The organism is Candidatus Defluviilinea proxima, from assembly GCA_016721115.1.
GTDB classification, from domain to species: Bacteria; Chloroflexota; Anaerolineae; order Anaerolineales; family Villigracilaceae; genus Defluviilinea; species Defluviilinea proxima.
In genome coordinates this window covers 3042515-3060972 of record JADKIW010000001.1, presented here as the reverse complement: position 1 = coordinate 3060972, position 18458 = coordinate 3042515, and the positions used below count along the sequence as shown (strand labels likewise).

At 50.3% G+C, this 18458-nt stretch carries 20 protein-coding genes; 17 read left to right on the top strand and 3 right to left on the bottom strand.

Annotation, left to right across the window (positions count from 1 at the left end; genetic code table 11):
• Positions 1-48: 48 nt before the first annotated feature.
• The gene (locus IPP66_14215; GenBank protein ID MBK9926426.1) at positions 49-543 is read right to left on the bottom strand and encodes an NUDIX domain-containing protein; all 495 of its coding nucleotides are present in this window, start codon (positions 541-543) and stop codon (positions 49-51) included.
• A 49-nt stretch (positions 544-592) separates the two neighbouring features.
• Positions 593-1657, bottom strand: a complete 1065-nt coding sequence (locus tag IPP66_14210) for a class I fructose-bisphosphate aldolase (protein MBK9926425.1) — start codon at positions 1655-1657, stop codon at positions 593-595.
• A gap of 200 nt (positions 1658-1857) precedes the next feature.
• On the opposite strand from IPP66_14210, the gene IPP66_14205 reads away from it, so the two are divergent.
• From IPP66_14205 to IPP66_14125, 17 genes are all read left to right on the top strand, one after another.
• Entirely contained in the window at positions 1858-2379 is a 522-nt protein-coding gene (locus IPP66_14205; GenBank protein ID MBK9926424.1) for a hypothetical protein, read from the top strand.
• Positions 2380-2424: 45 nt separating this feature from the next.
• On the top strand, positions 2425-3834 hold the full coding sequence (locus IPP66_14200; protein MBK9926423.1) for an FAD binding domain-containing protein: 1410 nt from the start codon (positions 2425-2427) through the stop codon (positions 3832-3834).
• 8 nt (positions 3835-3842) lie between these two features.
• Positions 3843-4271 carry a hypothetical protein gene (locus IPP66_14195; GenBank protein ID MBK9926422.1) on the top strand — a complete coding sequence of 143 codons (429 nt, stop codon included), beginning with the start codon at positions 3843-3845 and terminating at the stop codon, positions 4269-4271.
• A gap of 34 nt (positions 4272-4305) precedes the next feature.
• Entirely contained in the window at positions 4306-6495 is a 2190-nt protein-coding gene (locus IPP66_14190; protein ID MBK9926421.1) for a xanthine dehydrogenase family protein molybdopterin-binding subunit, read from the top strand.
• 42 nt (positions 6496-6537) lie between these two features.
• Positions 6538-7416, top strand: a complete 879-nt coding sequence (locus IPP66_14185) for an alpha/beta hydrolase (protein MBK9926420.1) — start codon at positions 6538-6540, stop codon at positions 7414-7416.
• Positions 7416-8129 (top strand): DUF1361 domain-containing protein, encoded by a 714-nt coding sequence (locus IPP66_14180; protein MBK9926419.1) that lies wholly within the window; start codon positions 7416-7418, stop codon positions 8127-8129. Before IPP66_14185 ends, IPP66_14180 begins: the two co-directional genes overlap by 1 nt.
• A complete protein-coding gene (locus IPP66_14175; GenBank protein MBK9926418.1) occupies positions 8126-8617 on the top strand; it encodes a DinB family protein in 492 nt (163 codons plus the stop codon). Before IPP66_14180 ends, IPP66_14175 begins: the two co-directional genes overlap by 4 nt.
• A 6-nt stretch (positions 8618-8623) precedes the next feature.
• A complete protein-coding gene (locus IPP66_14170; protein ID MBK9926417.1) occupies positions 8624-9379 on the top strand; it encodes a DUF1361 domain-containing protein in 756 nt (251 codons plus the stop codon).
• On the top strand, positions 9366-10190 hold the full coding sequence (locus IPP66_14165; protein ID MBK9926416.1) for an EF2563 family selenium-dependent molybdenum hydroxylase system protein: 825 nt from the start codon (positions 9366-9368) through the stop codon (positions 10188-10190). The genes IPP66_14170 and IPP66_14165 overlap by 14 nt, the downstream gene beginning before the upstream one ends.
• Before the next feature lie 47 nt (positions 10191-10237).
• Positions 10238-11167, top strand: a complete 930-nt coding sequence (locus IPP66_14160; GenBank protein MBK9926415.1) for a hypothetical protein — start codon at positions 10238-10240, stop codon at positions 11165-11167.
• Positions 11164-11385: a DUF2132 domain-containing protein gene (locus tag IPP66_14155; protein ID MBK9926414.1), complete on the top strand. Its 222-nt coding sequence runs from the start codon at positions 11164-11166 to the stop codon at positions 11383-11385. Before IPP66_14160 ends, IPP66_14155 begins: the two co-directional genes overlap by 4 nt.
• Positions 11386-11476: 91 nt before the next feature.
• Positions 11477-11614 carry a hypothetical protein gene (locus IPP66_14150; GenBank protein ID MBK9926413.1) on the top strand — a complete coding sequence of 46 codons (138 nt, stop codon included), beginning with the start codon at positions 11477-11479 and terminating at the stop codon, positions 11612-11614.
• Positions 11615-11761: 147 nt separating this feature from the next.
• Positions 11762-12436 carry a FadR family transcriptional regulator gene (locus IPP66_14145; protein ID MBK9926412.1) on the top strand — a complete coding sequence of 225 codons (675 nt, stop codon included), beginning with the start codon at positions 11762-11764 and terminating at the stop codon, positions 12434-12436.
• A gap of 69 nt (positions 12437-12505) precedes the next feature.
• Entirely contained in the window at positions 12506-14440 is a 1935-nt protein-coding gene (locus IPP66_14140; protein ID MBK9926411.1) for a 2-oxoacid:acceptor oxidoreductase subunit alpha, read from the top strand.
• Between the two features lie 14 nt (positions 14441-14454).
• Positions 14455-15492 carry a 2-oxoacid:ferredoxin oxidoreductase subunit beta gene (locus IPP66_14135; GenBank protein ID MBK9926410.1) on the top strand — a complete coding sequence of 346 codons (1038 nt, stop codon included), beginning with the start codon at positions 14455-14457 and terminating at the stop codon, positions 15490-15492.
• Positions 15493-15572: 80 nt separating this feature from the next.
• Positions 15573-15992 (top strand): aminoacyl-tRNA hydrolase, encoded by a 420-nt coding sequence (gene arfB / locus IPP66_14130; protein MBK9926409.1) that lies wholly within the window; start codon positions 15573-15575, stop codon positions 15990-15992.
• Positions 15993-16061: 69 nt separating this feature from the next.
• Positions 16062-16937: a DMT family transporter gene (locus IPP66_14125; protein MBK9926408.1), complete on the top strand. Its 876-nt coding sequence runs from the start codon at positions 16062-16064 to the stop codon at positions 16935-16937.
• Here the strand turns inward: IPP66_14125 and pyk are convergent.
• Positions 16934-18379 (bottom strand): pyruvate kinase, encoded by a 1446-nt coding sequence (pyk, locus tag IPP66_14120; protein ID MBK9926407.1) that lies wholly within the window; start codon positions 18377-18379, stop codon positions 16934-16936. The genes IPP66_14125 and pyk overlap by 4 nt on opposite strands.
• Positions 18380-18458: the final 79 nt, after the last annotated feature.

Here is an 18458-nt window from a genome sequence, read left to right as displayed (position 1 = left end):
AACATCACGTGTTGTCTCTATAACAAAGGTGTTACTACTATCAGTGTATCATCCAAACACCACATTCAACTTCCCCGCTTCATCATAAAATGACCGGGCGCTGAAGGGTGTATCTCCGCGTTTCATGGAATCAATCTTCGTCAACAAAACAGGCAAATCTTCCACAACGGGAAGTTCACCGATGGCATCATAACGAATCCATTCGGCCAATCCTTCTTTTGAAGGTTTGGGTTCCCCTTCGTCACATTTCCCGCTAAAAATATACAAGGCAATTCCCATTTCCCCTGCATCGACAATCAATGTGCCGCACAGCCACAAGTCCGCGGTGAGGCCGGTCTCTTCGAGAAGTTCGCGTTTTGCGGAAGTCAGGATATCCTCGCCACGCTCCACGTGACCGCCAAGTCCATTGTACTTGTTCGCCCACAGGCGTTTCGTCGGCGCACCTTTGAGCAATAAATACGATTCCCCGCGCCGCAAAAATATCGCGGTGCGGGGAATGACGGTATATTGATCTTTGGTTACGCCCTGGTCAGATTGAGGCATGATAAAACATTGTGGGGATGGGCAGCAGCCCATCCCCACAGATTATGTATTACGCAACCGTGATGCTCTTATCCAAATACACATCCTGAATCGTGTTCAGGAGTTTGGCGCCTTCGGCCATCGGGCGTTGGAAGGCTTTGCGGCCAGAGATGAGACCCTGTCCACCGGCGCGCTTGTTGATCACTGCGGTCACTGCGGCTTCGGCGAAGTCATTGTCACCGGAGGCGCCACCGCTGTTGATGAGTCCAGCGCGGCCCATGTAGCAGTTCGCTACTTGGTAGCGGCACAGGTCAATCGGGTGATCGCTGGCGAGTTCACTGTACATGCGCTTATCGAGCTTGCCGTAGGAGCTGTCACCGGTGTTCAAAGCGAGGAAGCCACCGTTGTTCTCGGGCAGTTTCTGCTTGATGATGTCCGCTTCAATGGTCACACCGAGGTGATTCGCCTGACCGGTAAGGTCAGCAGAGACATGGTAATCCTTGTCCTTTTTGAAGGCATTATTACGGGTATAGCACCACAGGATTGTGCCCATGCCCAGTTCATGCGCCATCGAGAAGGCCTGTGCGATCTCAATGATCTCACGATGTGCATCGTCTGAACCGAAGTAGATCGTCGCACCGATCGCGGCGGCGCCCATATCATAGGCTTCCTTGATCGTACCGAACAGGATCTGTTTGGCGCTGTTGGGGTAGGTCAACAATTCGTTATGATTGACTTTCACCACGAATGGGATCTTGTGTGCATACTTGCGGGACATGATTCCCAGCACGCCAAATGTTGATGCGACAGCATTACACCCGCCTTCGATGGCGAGCTTGATAATGTTCTCGGGGTCGAAGTAATCGGGGTTCTTGGCGAAGCTTGCACCACCAGAATGTTCGATGCCCTGGTCCACGGGCAGAATGGACAGGTAACCAGTTCCGGCAAGACGTCCGCTGTTGTACATCCATCCAAGGTTGTTCAACACACGGTTATTGCGGTCCGATTGTATGAACACACGGTCCATAAAATCTGGGCCGGGCACATGCAAGCGTTCCTTCGAAATTTTGGGCGAGTTGAATCCAAGCAGGGATTCAGCCTTATCACCCAATAGGGATTGAATATCGGTAGCCATTTTAATTCTCCTTGACCGGCGCAACACGCGCACGGATGATTTGATTTTGCTCAACAAAAGACAATTGTCCAGTTGAAACAGGTTAGGGACTACTCCAGCATGGGAGGTTTATTTCTTGATTATAACCAGAAAGTACGGCTATAATGGGTTCGTGCGACATATTTCCTGAAAACTCGTATATCAACGCAGGAGACACAAAAATGGACGATTTCTTTCAAAAAGTGACCAGCATGCAGGACCCGTTCAAAAAACTGGCGTCCTATATCCCCGGCTTCGGTGGATACGTAGAAAGACAAAACCGCCGCGACGCGGACAAGTTATTGCGTGATACCGTCGCACGCCGTTTTGATGAGCAATGGCAACGTGCATCCCAGTTGCAAGCCGATATGGTAAGCAACGGCATGATCGCCTATGTTGACGATATGGAACAAGCCGCCATCAAACTGCGCACATTCATCGACAAGATCAGCATGGCCCCACGCGGATACTCTGGCTTGTTCGATGCAGTCAAGATCAACGAAAAAGAGCTCGAGGCGATCTATCAATTCGATGCCACCTTCTTCGATCTCGCAGAACAAATTGCGCGCGCGAACGATAACGTGGAAGCCAGCATGGGCGACGAAGCTTCGCTCCCGGCGGCCATCCGCAACATTATATCGCTTGCCAGACTCGCAGTTGAAACATACAACAAACGATCCGAAGTCGTAACAGGATCAAAATAACATTTTGTAGGGGCAGGTCTGAGACCTGCCCCTACGGTTACAACCATGTGGCACACATATATCAACGCAACAACCATTGAAGAAATACTAAAGACAATCTCTACACAGGGGCAACAAACCCGTATTGTTGCGGGCGGTACAGACTTAATCCTTGAACTCGAACGCGGTGTCCGCAAGGGCATTCACACCCTCATCGACATTACGCGTATTCCCCAACTCGACCAGATCACAATCGACGAAGACGATATTATCCATCTCGGTCCACTCGTCACACATAATCATTGTGTTGCATCACAACTCATCCGCGAACGCGCTTACCCACTGGCACGCGCGGCATGGGAAGTTGGGGCACCTCAAATTCGTAATCGCGGCACCGTGGCAGGCAATCTCATCACAGGCTCGCCCGCCAACGACACCATTACTCCTCTCATGGCACTCGGCGCCTCGGTCACATTGCGATCCATCAACGGCACACGCACGATCAAACTGCAGGATTTTTATACCGGCGTCCGTAAGACGGTGATGCAACCCGATGAAATGCTTGTGGATATTTCTTTCCCAGCATTGACATCCTCCCAACGCGGGACGTTCATCAAATTAGCCTTACGCCGAGCCCAAGCCATTTCTGTCATCAATGTAGCGGTCATTCTTGGACTTGATGCTGATACCGTCCGAACAGCCTCGATCACGCTGGGAGCAGTTGCCCCCACCATCATCCATGCCACCGAAGCCGAAGCCTATCTCATCGGCAAAAAATTGACAGATGTTGTCATCGAAGAAGCCGCTCGTTTGACAATGAATGGATCCAAACCCATCGATGATATTCGTGGAAGTGCCGCATACCGCCGCGAGATGGTGCGTGTGTGTACCAAGCGCGGGTTAAAGTCACTGCTTGATGGGCAGGATCAAGCCGAAACAATGAAAGACGCGGTTTTGTTGTGGGGCAAGAAGACCGTGGACGATAGACCATTGACCATCCACACCTCCCCGTCCGAGCCCATCCAAACAACGATCAACGGCAAGAAATATGTGTTCAATAATGGACACGATAAAACTCTGCTTCGTCTTTTGCGCGAAGAAGGCGAATTGATCGGCACCAAAGAAGGTTGCGCCGAAGGTGAATGTGGCGCGTGTACGGTTTTCCTTGATGGCAAAGCAGTGATGGCATGTCTCGTCCCCGCACCTCGTGCGCATGGCGCAGAGATCGTCACAGTGGAAGGTCTTGCGCAAGAGGAAAAATTGCACCCTGTGCAAGAGGCTTTCATTCAAGATGGCGCCGTCCAATGTGGATATTGCACGCCAGGCTTCGTCATGTCTGCCGCAAAGTTATTGGAAGAAAAAGAGAATATCACTCGAAGTGATATAGAACAGGCCATTACCGGCAACCTGTGTAGATGTACGGGTTATTACAAGATCGTGCAAGCAATTGAAGATGCAAACAAAATTAGAAACTGAGGTGAGATATGGGAAAGTATACTTCGCGTTCGAGTAAGCCACAGGCACCGACAACTAAGGAAAGGACCGCCATCAACCCTTACATGCGCGGGATCGGATGTTTATTCATGTTGGTCGTGCCGGTCTTTTCGTATGGCGTTGGAGATTATTTGGCCGGGCAAAATCTCGGTAATGGGATCCTTCCTCCAGAATGGTATGGCTATATGTCTGTGCCACCGGCTCTCGCCAATTTTACCGGGTTGAATTACATTGCAAACTTTTTCGCCACAAGACCACACCTGATCGCGACATTGGTGCTTGCGTTGGTCGCATTGGTGGTTGTGGGAGGTATCGTATCCATTATTTACGGATACATGTATTCCATTATGGGGCCCTCAAGATATGGGCCCATGGATGTGCCCGCTCCACGCATAAAGACAAAGAAATATAGAAGATAGATCGTACTCTCATAAGGTTATTTGGAAGCAAGGAATGACTACTTATACTTCGGTTGGCAAATCGCTCCCCCGCGTGGATGCACACGATAAAGTGACCGGCTCAGCGCCTTACTCTGGCGATCTTTCGATGCCGGGCATGTTGCACATGAAGATACTCTTTGCAGGTCGTCCACATGCACGCATTAAGTGGATCAAGACCGACAAGGCCGAAGCCGCTCCCGGCGTGATCGCAGTGTATACAGCCAAAGATATTTCCGTCAACGAGTATGGATTGCAATGGCAGGATCAGCCTGTTCTCTGTGGCGTTGGCTCATCAAAAGCTGGAGCAGATATTGTCCGTTTCGTGGGCGACCAAGTAGCAGTCGTCGTGGCAGAGACGGAAGCGCAGGCCGCTGTAGCTGTCAAGTTGATTGATGTCGAATACGAAGATTTGCCAGTTGTTACAGACCCCATCGCAGCCATGAAAGCGGACTCGCCGCGCGTTCACGAAGAGATCGACAATTCCAATATCTGCGTCCATTACAAAATCCGCAAAGGGAATGTGGACGAGGCATTTGCCAAAGCGGATGTGATCGTTGAGAGCGAGTACGTCACGCCAGTGCAGGAACATGCCTACCTGCAACCGGAAGCGGGTCTGGCTTACATCGATGAGGAAGGGCGCATTACGGTTGTCTGCGGCGGACAATGGACCCACGAAGATCAGGAACAGATCGCACACTCTTTGAACATGCCGCATGACCGCATCCGTGTGATCTACCCCGCCATCGGCGGCGCATTCGGCGGGCGCGAGGACATGTCCGTGCAGATCGTGCTGGCCTTGGCCGCATGGAAACTGCAACGCCCAGTGCGCATCATTTGGTCACGGCAAGAATCCATGATCGGGCATGGGAAACGCCATCACGTCGTTCTGCGCGCAAAATGGGGAGCAACAAAAGACGGTAAAGTCATCGCCATTGAAAATGAGATCATCGGTGATGCAGGCGCCTACATGTACACAAGCAATAAAGTACTTGGAAACTCTGCCATCACATCAACTGGACCTTACGTAATCCCAAACGTCAAAACAGATGTGTACGGGGTGTACACCAACAACGTCCCCGGCGCGGCTTTCCGTGGATTCGGCGCACCACAAGCATTGTTCATGGCTGAAATGCAAATGGACAAGCTCGCCGAAAAGCTCGGCATGGACTCGGTCGAGTTCCGCTTGAAGAATGCGTTAAGAGACGGTGACCCACTTGGTGTAGGAACGCCTTCCCCCAGCCCGGTCAGCGTTGTGCAATGTATTGAGGCCGCAAAGGATAAGTTTGGATGGGATGAAGGAAAGCTCGCCCCAAGCAATACCGAAGGTTACCTAAAGCGTGGTCAAGGCCTCGCGGCTGGATTCAAAAACATCGGCTTCTCGTTTGGTTATCAAGAGAACTGTTGGGCACAGATCGAAATACGCGGCAAGGCAGAGATCGACGAAGTCATCCTCCATCATGCCAGTGCGGAAGTGGGCCAGGGCACGCATACTGTCATGATGCAAATGGCCGCCGAGGCAGTTGGTGTTCCGTTCGAGAAAGTAAAGCTGGTGGCGTCCGATACAGCCGTCACGGGTACATCAGGTTCTGTCTCCGCTTCACGCATGACGTTCATGTCTGGCAATGCCATTCGAGGTGCTGCAGAACTTGCGCTCAAAAAGTGGAAAGCCGAAGAACGCCCAGCCATTAGCGAGTTCAAATATCTCGCGCCGCGCACAACCAACTTTGAACCCGAAACGGGATACTCTACACCCAACTTCGCGTACGCCTTCGTAGCTCAAGCCGCTGAAGTGGAAGTGGATACCGAGACCGGTCATGTGCGTGTTATCCGTTTTGTTTCCGCAGATGATGTGGGTCAGGCAATCAATCCTGCCCTCGTGCAGGGACAAGTCGAAGGCGCGGTGGTGCAAGCGCAGGGCTATGCCATTCTCGAAGAATACAAAACTAAAAACGGGTATGTGCTCACCGATCAACTCAGCACGTATCTCATCCCTACCATTTTGGATATTCCCGAAAAAGTTGAAACTGTGATCGTCGAAGTCAACGACCCGAATGGTCCGTGGGGTGCACGCGGCGTTGGAGAACTTCCCTATCTTGCGGTTGCTCCAGCCATTGCGGCGGCCATCCATGATGCAACCGGCGTCTGGATCAACGAATTTCCATTTACACCCGAACGCGTTTTACGCGCGTTGGGGAAAATATAATCACCTGTAGGGAGTGGCAACTGCCATTCCCTACAAATCAACATGCCACTTCCAATTCGAGATGAAACAAAAGAATTGAATGATGAAACTCGCAAAGATGCGAGTGGTTCATTCATTCAACTTTCCAAAGGCGTCACCCATTACGAGACAGCCAACGCTGATGAACAAGAAACCGTCGTCCTCGTTCACGGTTTTTCTGTCCCTTATTTTGTTTTTGATAGTCTCTTTCAGTTTTTGTCAGATTCGGGGTTTCGTGTTCTGCGGTATGACTTATATGGGCGCGGATTCTCCGACCGGCCTGACACACGCTACAACATCGACCTCTTCGTGGAGCAACTCACTGATCTGTTGGACGCGCTCCGCTTCACTTCGCCCATCAATCTGGTCGGTCTTTCTATGGGCGGACCCATCACTGCTACCTTTACCACGCGCTACCCTGAACGAGTCAAATCATTGACATTGATCGACCCAACGGGTGCAAGAGCCGTTGCCCCTTCACTGATGTTGAGGATGGTAAAACTGCCATTCGTGGCTGAAGCAGTTCTCAGCGTCGCAGGAAGCGGGGCTTTCGTCAAAAGTGCGGCAAAAGATTTCTTTGATCCCAATTTGGTCGAGCGATTCACAGAGCAGTACAAATCCCAGATCCAGTTCAAAGGGTTTCAACGTGCCATCCTTTCGACGGTGCGGAACAATATGCTCGGTTCTTTCATCGAGACCTATAAATTGATTGGAACAATGGACAAGCCCGTTGCGTTGTTTTGGGGGCGCAACGATGCTACTGTGCCATTTGAATACAGCGATGACTTGCGCGCCGCGATACCCAACGCGGAGTTTTATGCAATCGAGGGCGCCGGGCATATTCCCCATTACGAAAAGCCCGAGACGTTCAATCCTATTCTGTTGAAGTTCTTGAGGAAATAATGTACCGTAAACTAGTTGATTATTTTTCACACAACAAATATCGCCTGACGATGTTCACACTGCTGGCGGGCGCATCTGTTTTTTCGGTTGCTGTCTGGCGTGTGCGCTCGGAGTTCAGTCAAAGCGTTAATTATGGATTCTTGGTATGGAATTTATTCCTGGCATGGATTCCCTTTATCATCGCCTACTTCACCTACACTATGACCCTGAGCAAAAAGCAGGTCACACTATTCGTTCCAATAGCTGCATTCTTCTGGCTGATCTTCTTTCCCAATGCACCTTATATCCTAACGGACTTTCAACATCTCGCAGGCGCGTGGCGTGATGTACCAGTTTGGTACGACGTGATGTTACTGATCTGGTTCTCGTTCACAGGGCTCTTGCTGGGCATGGTTTCATTATTCCTGATGCAAGAGATCATCCGCCGTGAATTCGGGCGCTGGTTCGGCTGGAGCTTCGTGGCTGTTGTCGCCGGGCTGACGAGTATTGGCGTCTACGTTGGCCGCTTTTTGCGCTGGAATTCCTGGGATATTTTCAGGAACTTGACCGGTATGGCAGAATTCACGCTACAAAGCGCACAGGATCCAAGCTTACAGTCGATAGGGTTCACCAGTCTATTTGGGGCATTCTTTTTATTCCTGTACATTACGTTGTATACTTTTGGGCATCTGTTGTTGGAAAGACAGAAGAATGACCCGCTGGAGAAGCTATGAACAAACAAGACATTACACTTTTATATAAATACAATCAGTGGACCACTGCTAAAATCCTGGATGCCGCCTCGAAGGTAACGCATGAACAATTCATCGCGCCCGCTTCGTTTCCGCATGGAGGCTTGCGCAGTACACTGATCCACGCTTTATCTGCAGAGTGGGTCTGGCGACACCGTTGGGAGGGAACTTCCTTGAGTGCCCATTTGAAACCCGAAGACTTTCCAAACGTCGAGTCACTCGGTGCCCGCTGGGTAGAGGAAGAAAAATTGCTTATGGCGTTTGTAGACAATGTCACAGACGAGATGCTCAATAGTCGCTTCGTTTACAAGAATTTTAAAGGCACATCATTTGAAAAAGTGTTATGGCAAGTGATGGCCCATGTTATCAATCACGGCACACAGCATAAAACAGAAGCCGCTGCACTCCTCACAGACTTTGGCTGTTCTCCCGGCGATATTGACCTCGTCTATTTCCTGGATGCTATGTAATCTACCATGCCTACCTTCAACAAACTTCGCAACTTCTTCGTCCGACATCGGTATAACATCGCAGTATTTACTCTGCTGAACACAGCTTGCGCTGTGTGTATTGCGCTGGTCGCCGCACGCGTGGTGTACAGCGATACAGGCAGGCGCATCGACCTGATCTGGAATCTCTTTCTTGCGTGGATACCTTTTATCCTCGCCTACATAGCACATGCTGTTTCATGGCGACGCATTTGGCTGTATCTCGTCATTCCATTCGTCGCTTTCCTCTGGCTGATCTTCTTCCCGAACGCGCCCTACATGCTCACTGACTTGCAGGACCTTGCACGTCGCGCTACTGACGCCCCTCTTTGGTACGATGTCATCATCGTTGTATGGTGCTCATGGACAGCCATGATGTTGGGCGTTATATCGCTTTATCTTATGCAAGATATTGTCGCGCGGACATTCGGTCGCATCACAGGTTGGGCTTTCGTTTTCATCATATCGGCCTTGAGCAGTTTTGGTATTTATATTGGCCGCTTCGTGCGTCTCAACTCGTGGGATATTCTACAAAACCCCGCTGAAACCGCCATGAACATCCTTGGCTTGGTTATTGACCCAAGCCGCAGATTGGCCGCTTTCACATTCCTTTACACGTTCTTCTTCCTATTTGTTTATCTTTTGCTGTACTCGTTCAGTCACTTGTTACAGGAACAAGCTGTCATTGCAAAAGCCACGCCCGAACAATTGGAAGCCACTCAAAAAGCGAATGTCCAAAAATAATTTTGTGCTGATCCGTGGCGGTGGCGATCTTGCTACAGGTGTTGCCCTTCGTTTATATCGTGCAGGCATCAAAGTACTCATCACTGAACTCGCACGGCCGTTGGCGGTACGTCGCACTGTCTCATTCGCAGAGGCAGTGTATACGGGCCATCACACAGTCGAGGGCGTGAAGGCAAGGCTGATCGAAGCGAATCAGTTATCGGCGTGGGATGAAGCTGATGAGATTCCGGTTCTCGTTGATCCAAATATAGACATCCTATTACGCAACACGTTTTACGCAGTCGTGGATGCGCGACTCATCAAACAAGTTCCCCCTCCTCTTCCAAAAGATGTCTCGCTTCATATCGGACTTGGGCCTGGATTCTGCGCAGGAGAGAATTGTCACGCTGTGATCGAAACCCGCCGCAGTCACACGCTGGGACGAGTGTATTGGCAAGGCTCAACCCAGCCTGACAGCGGTCTGCCTGAAGGCGATCCACGCCGTGTATTGCGTGCGCCGAGCGATGGAGTTGTAGTTTCCCATGCAAATATCGGAGACCATGTAAAAGATGGTCAAGTGATTGCAGAGATTCAATCTGAAATCGAAGATCGCAAATCGAAAATCGTTAGTCCGTTCGATGGCGTTTTGCGTGGCCTGATACATAATGGTCTATATGTGCCCAAAGGTTTGAAAGTCGGGGATATTGACCCACGCGGCGATGCAAGCGTCTGTGATCTTGTCTCAGATAAAGCATTGGCAATCGGCGGCGGCGTGCTGGAAGCGGTTTTATCGAAAGAAGAAATTAGAAAATTACTATACGCAGTCAAATAAATCGATACTTGCCCGAAATCTGAATCGGATGTATTCTTGGGCCAAGCATGACTCTTGAAATTGCCCTACGTCCGCCTTTTACCTTTCCATTTGTGTTCCGCAATGTGCTTCGCGCCCAGAGCGATGGACCACAACAGGAATATCATTGGGTTGGGCAAAAACGGGCTGTAGAACAAGGTGATTCAAACCAGGGCGGTCAAAACCAACCACCACAGAACAAGAAAAGCGAGCAGGCATATCGCGCCCTCTCTAACATTACACTTGGCGAGGTAGAAGATGCCATTGGATTGTTCGAGAATCAGCTCGTTCCTGCGCACCAAAACTGGATCGGTAAAAACTATTTTTGCAAAATCCCTCTCAAACGTAAACGGGATGGTCGCCCGCCGGTGATCTTTGGCCGTGTGAAGACGTGTTACCCAAGCGATGGTCAGCTTGAAAACGTGGAAGATATTGAATTATCCTTCCCTCGTAAGGACGGAAGGCCAGATCCGCTTCTCATCCACAAGGATGAGATCAGCCTGTACTCGCAGAAATTTGTGGAAAGCTATTACGTCCGCGTACAGTTTATGGCGTCAGTGGAGGATCAGGCCGATTTCGCTGAATCAGACGCCCTGTTAAGCACGAGCGGGTTTGTATCCGAATTTGAATCAAGTTATTACAGCATCCTTGAAATGACGGAACTCAATCAATCAACCCATCCATCTTTATATGTGATCGACTCGCGTTGGTTTGATTCAATCCCTGAATCTTTGTATGCCGAAATGAAGGCACAATTGGAGAAGATGCTTCGCTGGGGAAAACACATCTTCAACTACCATCCCAACTGGCTGCCAAAAGAAGTCAACACCTTGAATAGGATTCTCGGCTACAAATACGGTTTCACGTCCACGGTGCTGACCGAGCCCGAGAACCTTCAAGAAACGGCACACATCATCGAAAAAACATTCAACAGGATATTTGAACGCGAGCCGCAATGACAACTTTCCAATCCAATGACCCCTTGCACGGCATCACACTTGAAACAATCGTCAAAACACTCGTTGAGCAATATGGCTGGGCTGAACTGGGAGACCGTATTCCCATCAAGTGCTTTACGAACAATCCCAGCCTCAAATCCAGCTTGGCTTTTTTGCGTAAGACACCCTGGGCCAGGAAGAAAGTAGAAGACCTGTATCTGAAGTCTGTTGCAACGTGAGAGGAATCTGCCTTACACGTTGCTGTAAACCAGATGTACAATTGTGTTATCAGTCGTATATCCGCTTTTATGAAAGAAAGGAGAAACTGACATGGGCCAATCTGGTAAAAAAGACAAAGGCAACAAGGAACAAAAGAAGAAATCTAAACTTACGCTGAAGGAGAAAAGAAAACTGAAACACGAAAAACACGATACCTCTGAAAAGAGACACGTTGTCATCCCCAGCTGAATCCAAAATCCTCTGATCCAAAAAGATCAGGGGATTTTTTTCTTCCCCAAACGGGTAACGCGGACTCATCTCACTTACCCATTTGCGCCATCCTTGACTTGCCCTAAGAATAGATATATACTCTCATTAATCTGATTAATCGTAACTATGATAATTCGAAACCGCATCTCCCCGAACATCTCAGAATTTTTCCGTTATCTCGCCACGCATGAAGAAGTCGAAAACGGACTCCCTTCTCTCAAAAAGTTGAGTGAAGAACTTGGCGTAAGTCTTGCTTCTTTACGAGAACAGCTTGAAGTGGCGCGTGCGCTCGGGTTGGTCGAAGTCCGGCCCAGATTGGGAACGAGGCGCATGGAATATTCCTTTGCGCCGGCCATTCGTCAAAGCCTTGGATATGCGTTGGCACTTGACAATGAACACTTCCGCAAATATTCCGAATTGCGTAACCACGTGGAAGCCGCGTTTTGGAACGAAGCTGTTGAAAAGCTGAACGAAGCAGATAAACAAGAGCTACAGAACTTGATCAACAGTGCATTTGAGAAACTGCAGGGTTCACCGATTCAAGTCCCGCATGAGGAACATCGCAGGTTACATCTGACGATCTACAGCCGACTCGAGAATCCGTTCGTAACTGGGATTCTGGAAGCCTACTGGGATGCGTACGAAAACGTCGGGTTGAACGTCTTTACCGGCGGTTATGAATATCTACAGGAAGTATGGCGCTACCACAAGCAAATGGTGGACGCGATATGCAGCGGCAAATACGAGGACGGCTACAAGGCGCTTGTTGCTCACACCGACCTCCTTTACCAAAGGCCATAATATTGGAGCCAGAAATTTACTGGCAATTTGTGGGTCACCCCACAATTCCATAAACCATTTAGGAGCATTATGAATAAAGTAATAAACGATTTCTCGATCATTGTTGGTACAAAAAACGGCTCAGGAAGTTCCACAGCCAACAATACCATCTTGCGCGCGATCTTCAAGATGGGCATCCCCGTTTCAGGGAAGAACCTCTTCCCCTCTAACATTCAAGGATTGCCCACCTGGTACACAATCCGTGCCAGCAAGGATGGATATCTCGGACGACGCGAAACGAACGAGATCGTGATCGCGATCAACCCCGATTCGTTCATGCGGGACCTTGAGTCTGTTGCGCCAGGCGGAGCCTTTTACTACGCTGATAATATCAAACTCCCCATCTCACGCACCGACATTGCCATTTATCCCATGCCGATCAAGGAACTGACAAAGAACGACCCGAACATCCCTGCTGATTATCGCGACCTCGTAGGCAACATGGTCTACGTAGGTGTGCTTGCTCAAATGATCGGCATTGATGTGGAGAAGATTCAAGCCGCGTTGGATTTTCACTTTAAAGGTAAGCAAAAGCCAATCGGTATGAATATGGGCGCGGTCCATGCTGGGATTGAATGGGCCAAAGCCAACCTCGAAAAGAAAGACCCGTATTATCTCGAACACATGGACAAAACCGAAGGCATGATTATGGCAGATGGCAACACCGCCGCCGCGATCGGCTCCGTTTTTGGTGGCGCGCAATTTGTAGCTTGGTATCCCATCACACCGGCCACGTCCTTAGCCGAAGCCATGAACGATTACTTCCCCATGCTCCGCAAACGCGAGGACGGCAAACACACCTATGCTGTAGTGCAAGCGGAAGACGAATTGGCCGCCATCGGTATGGCCGTCGGCGCAGGTTGGAGCGGCTTACGCTCCATGACCTCGACTTCTGGCCCCGGTTTGAGCCTGATGACAGAATTTGTAGGGCTGGCGTATTACGCTGAGATCCCGGTAGTAATCTGGGACATCCAACGCATTGGACCCAGCACCGGCCTGCCCACACGCACATCCCAAGCGGACCTCAGCTTTGTGGTCGGCATGGGTCATGGTGATAGTGACAGCATTGTGCTGATGCCCGGCGACATGAATGAATGCTTCGAATTCGGCTGGAGATCATTCGACATTGCCGAACGTATACAAACTCCTGTGATCGTCCTTTCAGACCTCGATATGGGTATGAACCAATGGATGAGCAAGCCTTTTGAATATCCCACCGCCCCCATGGATCGCGGCAAGGTGTTGTTTGAAAAGGACCTTGAAGAATTAAAAGGAAACTGGGGACGTTACCTCGACAAAGACGGCGATGGCATTGCCTACCGTACCTTCCCCGGCAACAAACATCCGATGAGCTCGTACTTCACACGTGGTACCGGCCATGACGAATATGCCAAATACACTGAAGATGGCGGTATGTTCCATCGCAATATGATGCGCCTGAAGAAGAAGTTTGTCACGGCCAAACAATATGTTCCCAAGCCTGTGACCTTCCTCACCCCCGGCGCAAAGATCGCAATCCTCGCTTACGGTTCCACCGAATCCGCGATCATTGAAGCGCGTGACTTGTTGGTAAGCCAACACGGCATCAAAGCGGACTTCATGCGCGTGCGCGCCGTCCCATTCACTTCGGAAGTGGATGAATTTATCAGAAACTACGATCAGGTCTTCGTTGTGGAAATGAACCGCGATGGGCAGTTGCACCAGCTGATTTCGCTGGCATATCCCGATCAGGTGTCCAAACTCAAATCCGTTGCCTTCGGTGATGGTATGCCCGCCTCTGCCAAATGGATATTAGAGGGAATCCTTTCTCAATACACCGAACCTGCCAAGGCCAGCCCGGTGAAAAAAGTGGCTGTGAAGAAGGCAGTAGTGAAGAAAGCGGCGGCCAAGAAAGCCGCACCCAAAAAGAAGACACCAGCCAAAACGGCTAAGACCACAAAGAGTGGTAAGAAAGGAGCCAAATAATGTCAGCACTTCCCATGGCTGGAGCACCAGCCAATTTAAACCTCGCAGGCCTAAGCAAGAACGATTATCGCGGCAACCCCACAACCCTATGTCAGGGATGCGGTCACAACTCGATCGCGAACCAGATCGTGGCCGCCATGTACGAAATGAATGTGGTGCCAGAGAACGTGGCAAAATTTAGCGGTATCGGTTGCTCGAGTAAAAGCCCCACATATTTCATGAGCCGCTCCTTCGGCTTCAACAGCCTGCACGGACGTATGCCATCCATTGCCACAGGCGCGTTGTTCGGTGACCATCGTCTGAAAGGTATCGGTGTCTCCGGTGACGGCGACTCCGCCAGCATCGGTATGGGTCAATTCAAGCATGTCATGCGCCGCAACCTCAACATGATCTATATCATCGAGAACAATGGTGTATACGGCCTCACCAAGGGACAATTCTCCGCCACTGCTGAACGCGGTCTTTCCCTCAAAAAGCAGGGCGTCAATCCCTACATGCCCGTGGACATCTGCATGGAAGCGTTGGTCTCCAGTGCCACCTTCATTGCGCGCTCGTTCGCAGGCAACCCCAAGCAGGTCAAAGAACTTCTCAAAGCCGCCTTTGCACACAGGGGCATCGCTGTGCTTGATATCATCAGCCCATGCGTCACCTTCAACAATCAAGATAATGCGTACCACTCCTACGCCTGGGGCAAGGATCATGAAGAACCCCTGCACGATATCACCTATATCGCACCGCGCAGTGAGATCATTCTCGAAGAAGAGATGAAAGATGGCGAAGTCCGTGAAGTAGCCATGCACGATGGTTCAACGATCATTCTCAAAAATCTCGAGCAAGATTACAACCCCACTGATCGTTTCCAAGCGTTGCGCGTGCTTGAAGAAGCGCACCAGAACAACTGGCTCGCCACAGGCTTGATCTACGTCAACCCTGAAAAGCCCGCCCTCGCCGATACCTACAATCTGGTGGATACTCCCCTCAACCGCCTCACCGATGTAGACCTCAGGCCTGCTCCTGAAATGATCGAAAAGATCAACGCCTTGATGTTCTAAAGTCCTTCAATATAAAGAGACGCGGAACCACAGAGATTTTCTCTTCTCCGCGCCTCTTTGATTCTGTGGCAAAATACAGCATGCTCAAAATCACAGAATCAGTACACCTTGATGAACACGAATTGCAATTCGACTACATCCGCGCATCTGGACCCGGCGGGCAGAACGTGAACAAAGTGGCGACAGCGGTACAACTGCGCTTTGACATTCCCAACTCCCCCTCGCTCGCCTCAGACATCAAGGGACGCCTGCTCCGGCTTGCTGGAAACCGCGTCAACGCTGACGGCATTCTGCTTATAGAAGCAAAGCGCTTCCGCACACAGGAACAGAACCGCGAAGATGCAACTCAAAGGCTTGTTGAGCTTTTACAAAAGGCTTCCATCAAACCGAAAAAGCGTTTAAAAACAAAACCAACCAAGACATCAAAGGAAGAAAGACTGAAAGAAAAGAAACAAAGAGGAGCGATCAAAAAGACGCGCCAAAACAAATCTTTCGATTAGTATTCTCGTGGGGTCAAATGTTATCCCGTTCCACGCATTTTTTCAGTCTACCGTTATAATCCCCACCTTATGAACAAATCTATCATCGGTCTATTATGTGGTCTCGCCGCAGCATCCATTTGGGGCGGGATGTATGTTGTCAGCAAAGTCGTATTGGAAGTTATTCCACCTTTCACATTGCTTGCCATTCGTCTCATCATGGGCGCACTTGTATTGGGCAGTATCGTCCTCCTACGCAAGGAGTACATTGGCTTCACAAGACAAAATTTCCGCGATAGTTTCCTTGTGGGCGTGATCGGTTATGGTATCTCACTGGGATTTCAATTCGTCGGCACAAAACTTTCCACAGCGTCGAATGGCTCCCTCGTTACATCGGCCACACCGGCTTTTGTTCTGCTGTTCGCCCCGCTTCTACTCAAAGAAAAGACAACACAGCGAGGCATGATCGCTCTGGTCGTTGCTTCTCTTGGTGTGCTGGCCGTCATCGACCCTCGTACCGCAGACTTCTCCTCCAAACTTTTTCTCGGTAATCTAAGCCTGATCGCCGCCGCGCTGACCTGGGCCTTGTATTCCGTGTTGGTTCGAAAAGTTTCAACAACAAGCAATCTATTGGCATCCAGTACGGTGATGTTGATGGGCGGGATACCCTCCAGTATATTGTTCGGCGTTTTCGAGGTCAGCAAGCAAGGTGTTGGATCGATCACCCCCGGCATCATTGGAGGCTTGCTCTTTCTCGGCATCATCTCCACTGCTATTGCCATGTTCTTATGGAATTATGCCTTCGCCGCTCTACCCGCCTCCACCGCATCTCTGACATTTTTCGCCCAACCGGTTGTCGGCACACTGCTTGGCTGGTTCTTTCTGGGAGAAAAAATCACGCCGCTGTTTTTAGCAGGCGGCGTGTTGATCGGTATTGGGATATTGATCTCTTCAACAGAAAACTAACCTTCTCCCACTGTATGCAATAAAGCCATATTTGTCGGGCGGACGGCTCCCACGGGGAAACCGCAAACCATCACAACCTGATCGCCAGATTGAACCACATCAGAGCGCATCAGAGCGGCATCCACATAATCCAGCATTTCCTCGAGAGAATTTGCGAACTCGATCTTTTGCGGGCGTACGCCCCAAATAAATGCCAAACGCCTGTAGGTTTTTTCATCGGGCGTAAATGCCATGATCGGCACACGAGGGCGTATCTTGGACATTAACCATGCGGTACGTCCCTGCGTAGTGAAACAGGCTACTGCTGTAACATTCTTATCATTGGCCAGCGCTTGAGCGGCACGCGCCATGGAAGCTGTATCGCTTTTGTCGAAACCAGTAACTGTCTGTTGCTCCACACCCCATTCAAAAAAATGGGTTTCCGCTTCGCGGACGATACGATCCATCATCTCCACCGATTCAACGGGATATTTCCCCGAGGCCGACTCCGCAGACAACATGACCGCGTCTGTACCATCGAAAACGGCGTTGGCTACATCGGACGCCTCGGCCCGCGTGGGAAGCGGATTCGTGATCATGGATTCGAGCATCTGCGTGGCAGTGATCACAAGCTTGGCACGCGAGTTCGCCACACGGATAATGTGCTTCTGTAGGGCCGGTACACGTTCAGGCGGGAGTTCCACACCCAGATCACCACGTGCAACCATAACACCATCCACATTGTCGAGGATCGAATCGAGGTTATCGATGGCCTCTGGTTTTTCAAGTTTGGCGATCAGCAAAGGCTGGCGCCCGCCTTTTGAGAAACGCTCTATCGCATAACGAACCTTGTTGACATCATCGGCAGTGCGGACAAAAGAAATGGCTACGGCATCCACGTTCTGCGATATGCCAAATTCAAGGTCAGCTTCATCTTTTGAAGTAAATCCGGAAATGCGAAGTTGCACACCCGGCAAGTTAATACCTTTGTGCGAAGATAACTGCCCACCGACGACCACTTTGGCCGTCAGTGCATCGCGACCATGGACAGCAACAACTTCCAGTGTAAGACGGCCATCATCGAGCAGGAGCCTGTCAGAGGTCCGAACTGAATCGAATATTTGTCGAAAATCTACAGGGATATGCTTGAATCCGTCTTCCGATGTTGATGTGCCGGTCGCATAGAGAGTCACCATCTCACCCTCTGCGAGTGGAATGGGCGCATCCAATGCACCTACACGGATCTTGGGGCCCTGCAGATCCTGCAGAATGCCAACAGGTCTACCGATCCGTTCAGAAATGCTACGGATCGTTGCGATCCTTTGGGCATGCTGTTCGTGAGTGCCATGAGAGAAATTCATGCGCGCCACATTCATACCGGCGCGGATCAATTTCTCAAGCACTTCCTCACTTTGGCTGGCAGGCCCGATTGTTGCTACAATTTTTGCTTTGCGTGTCGTCATAAAACTTTCCTCTAACAATTTGGGATAAACCACAGAGAGGAACACCCTCTTCTGTGGTGAGTTTCCATATTTTCGTTAT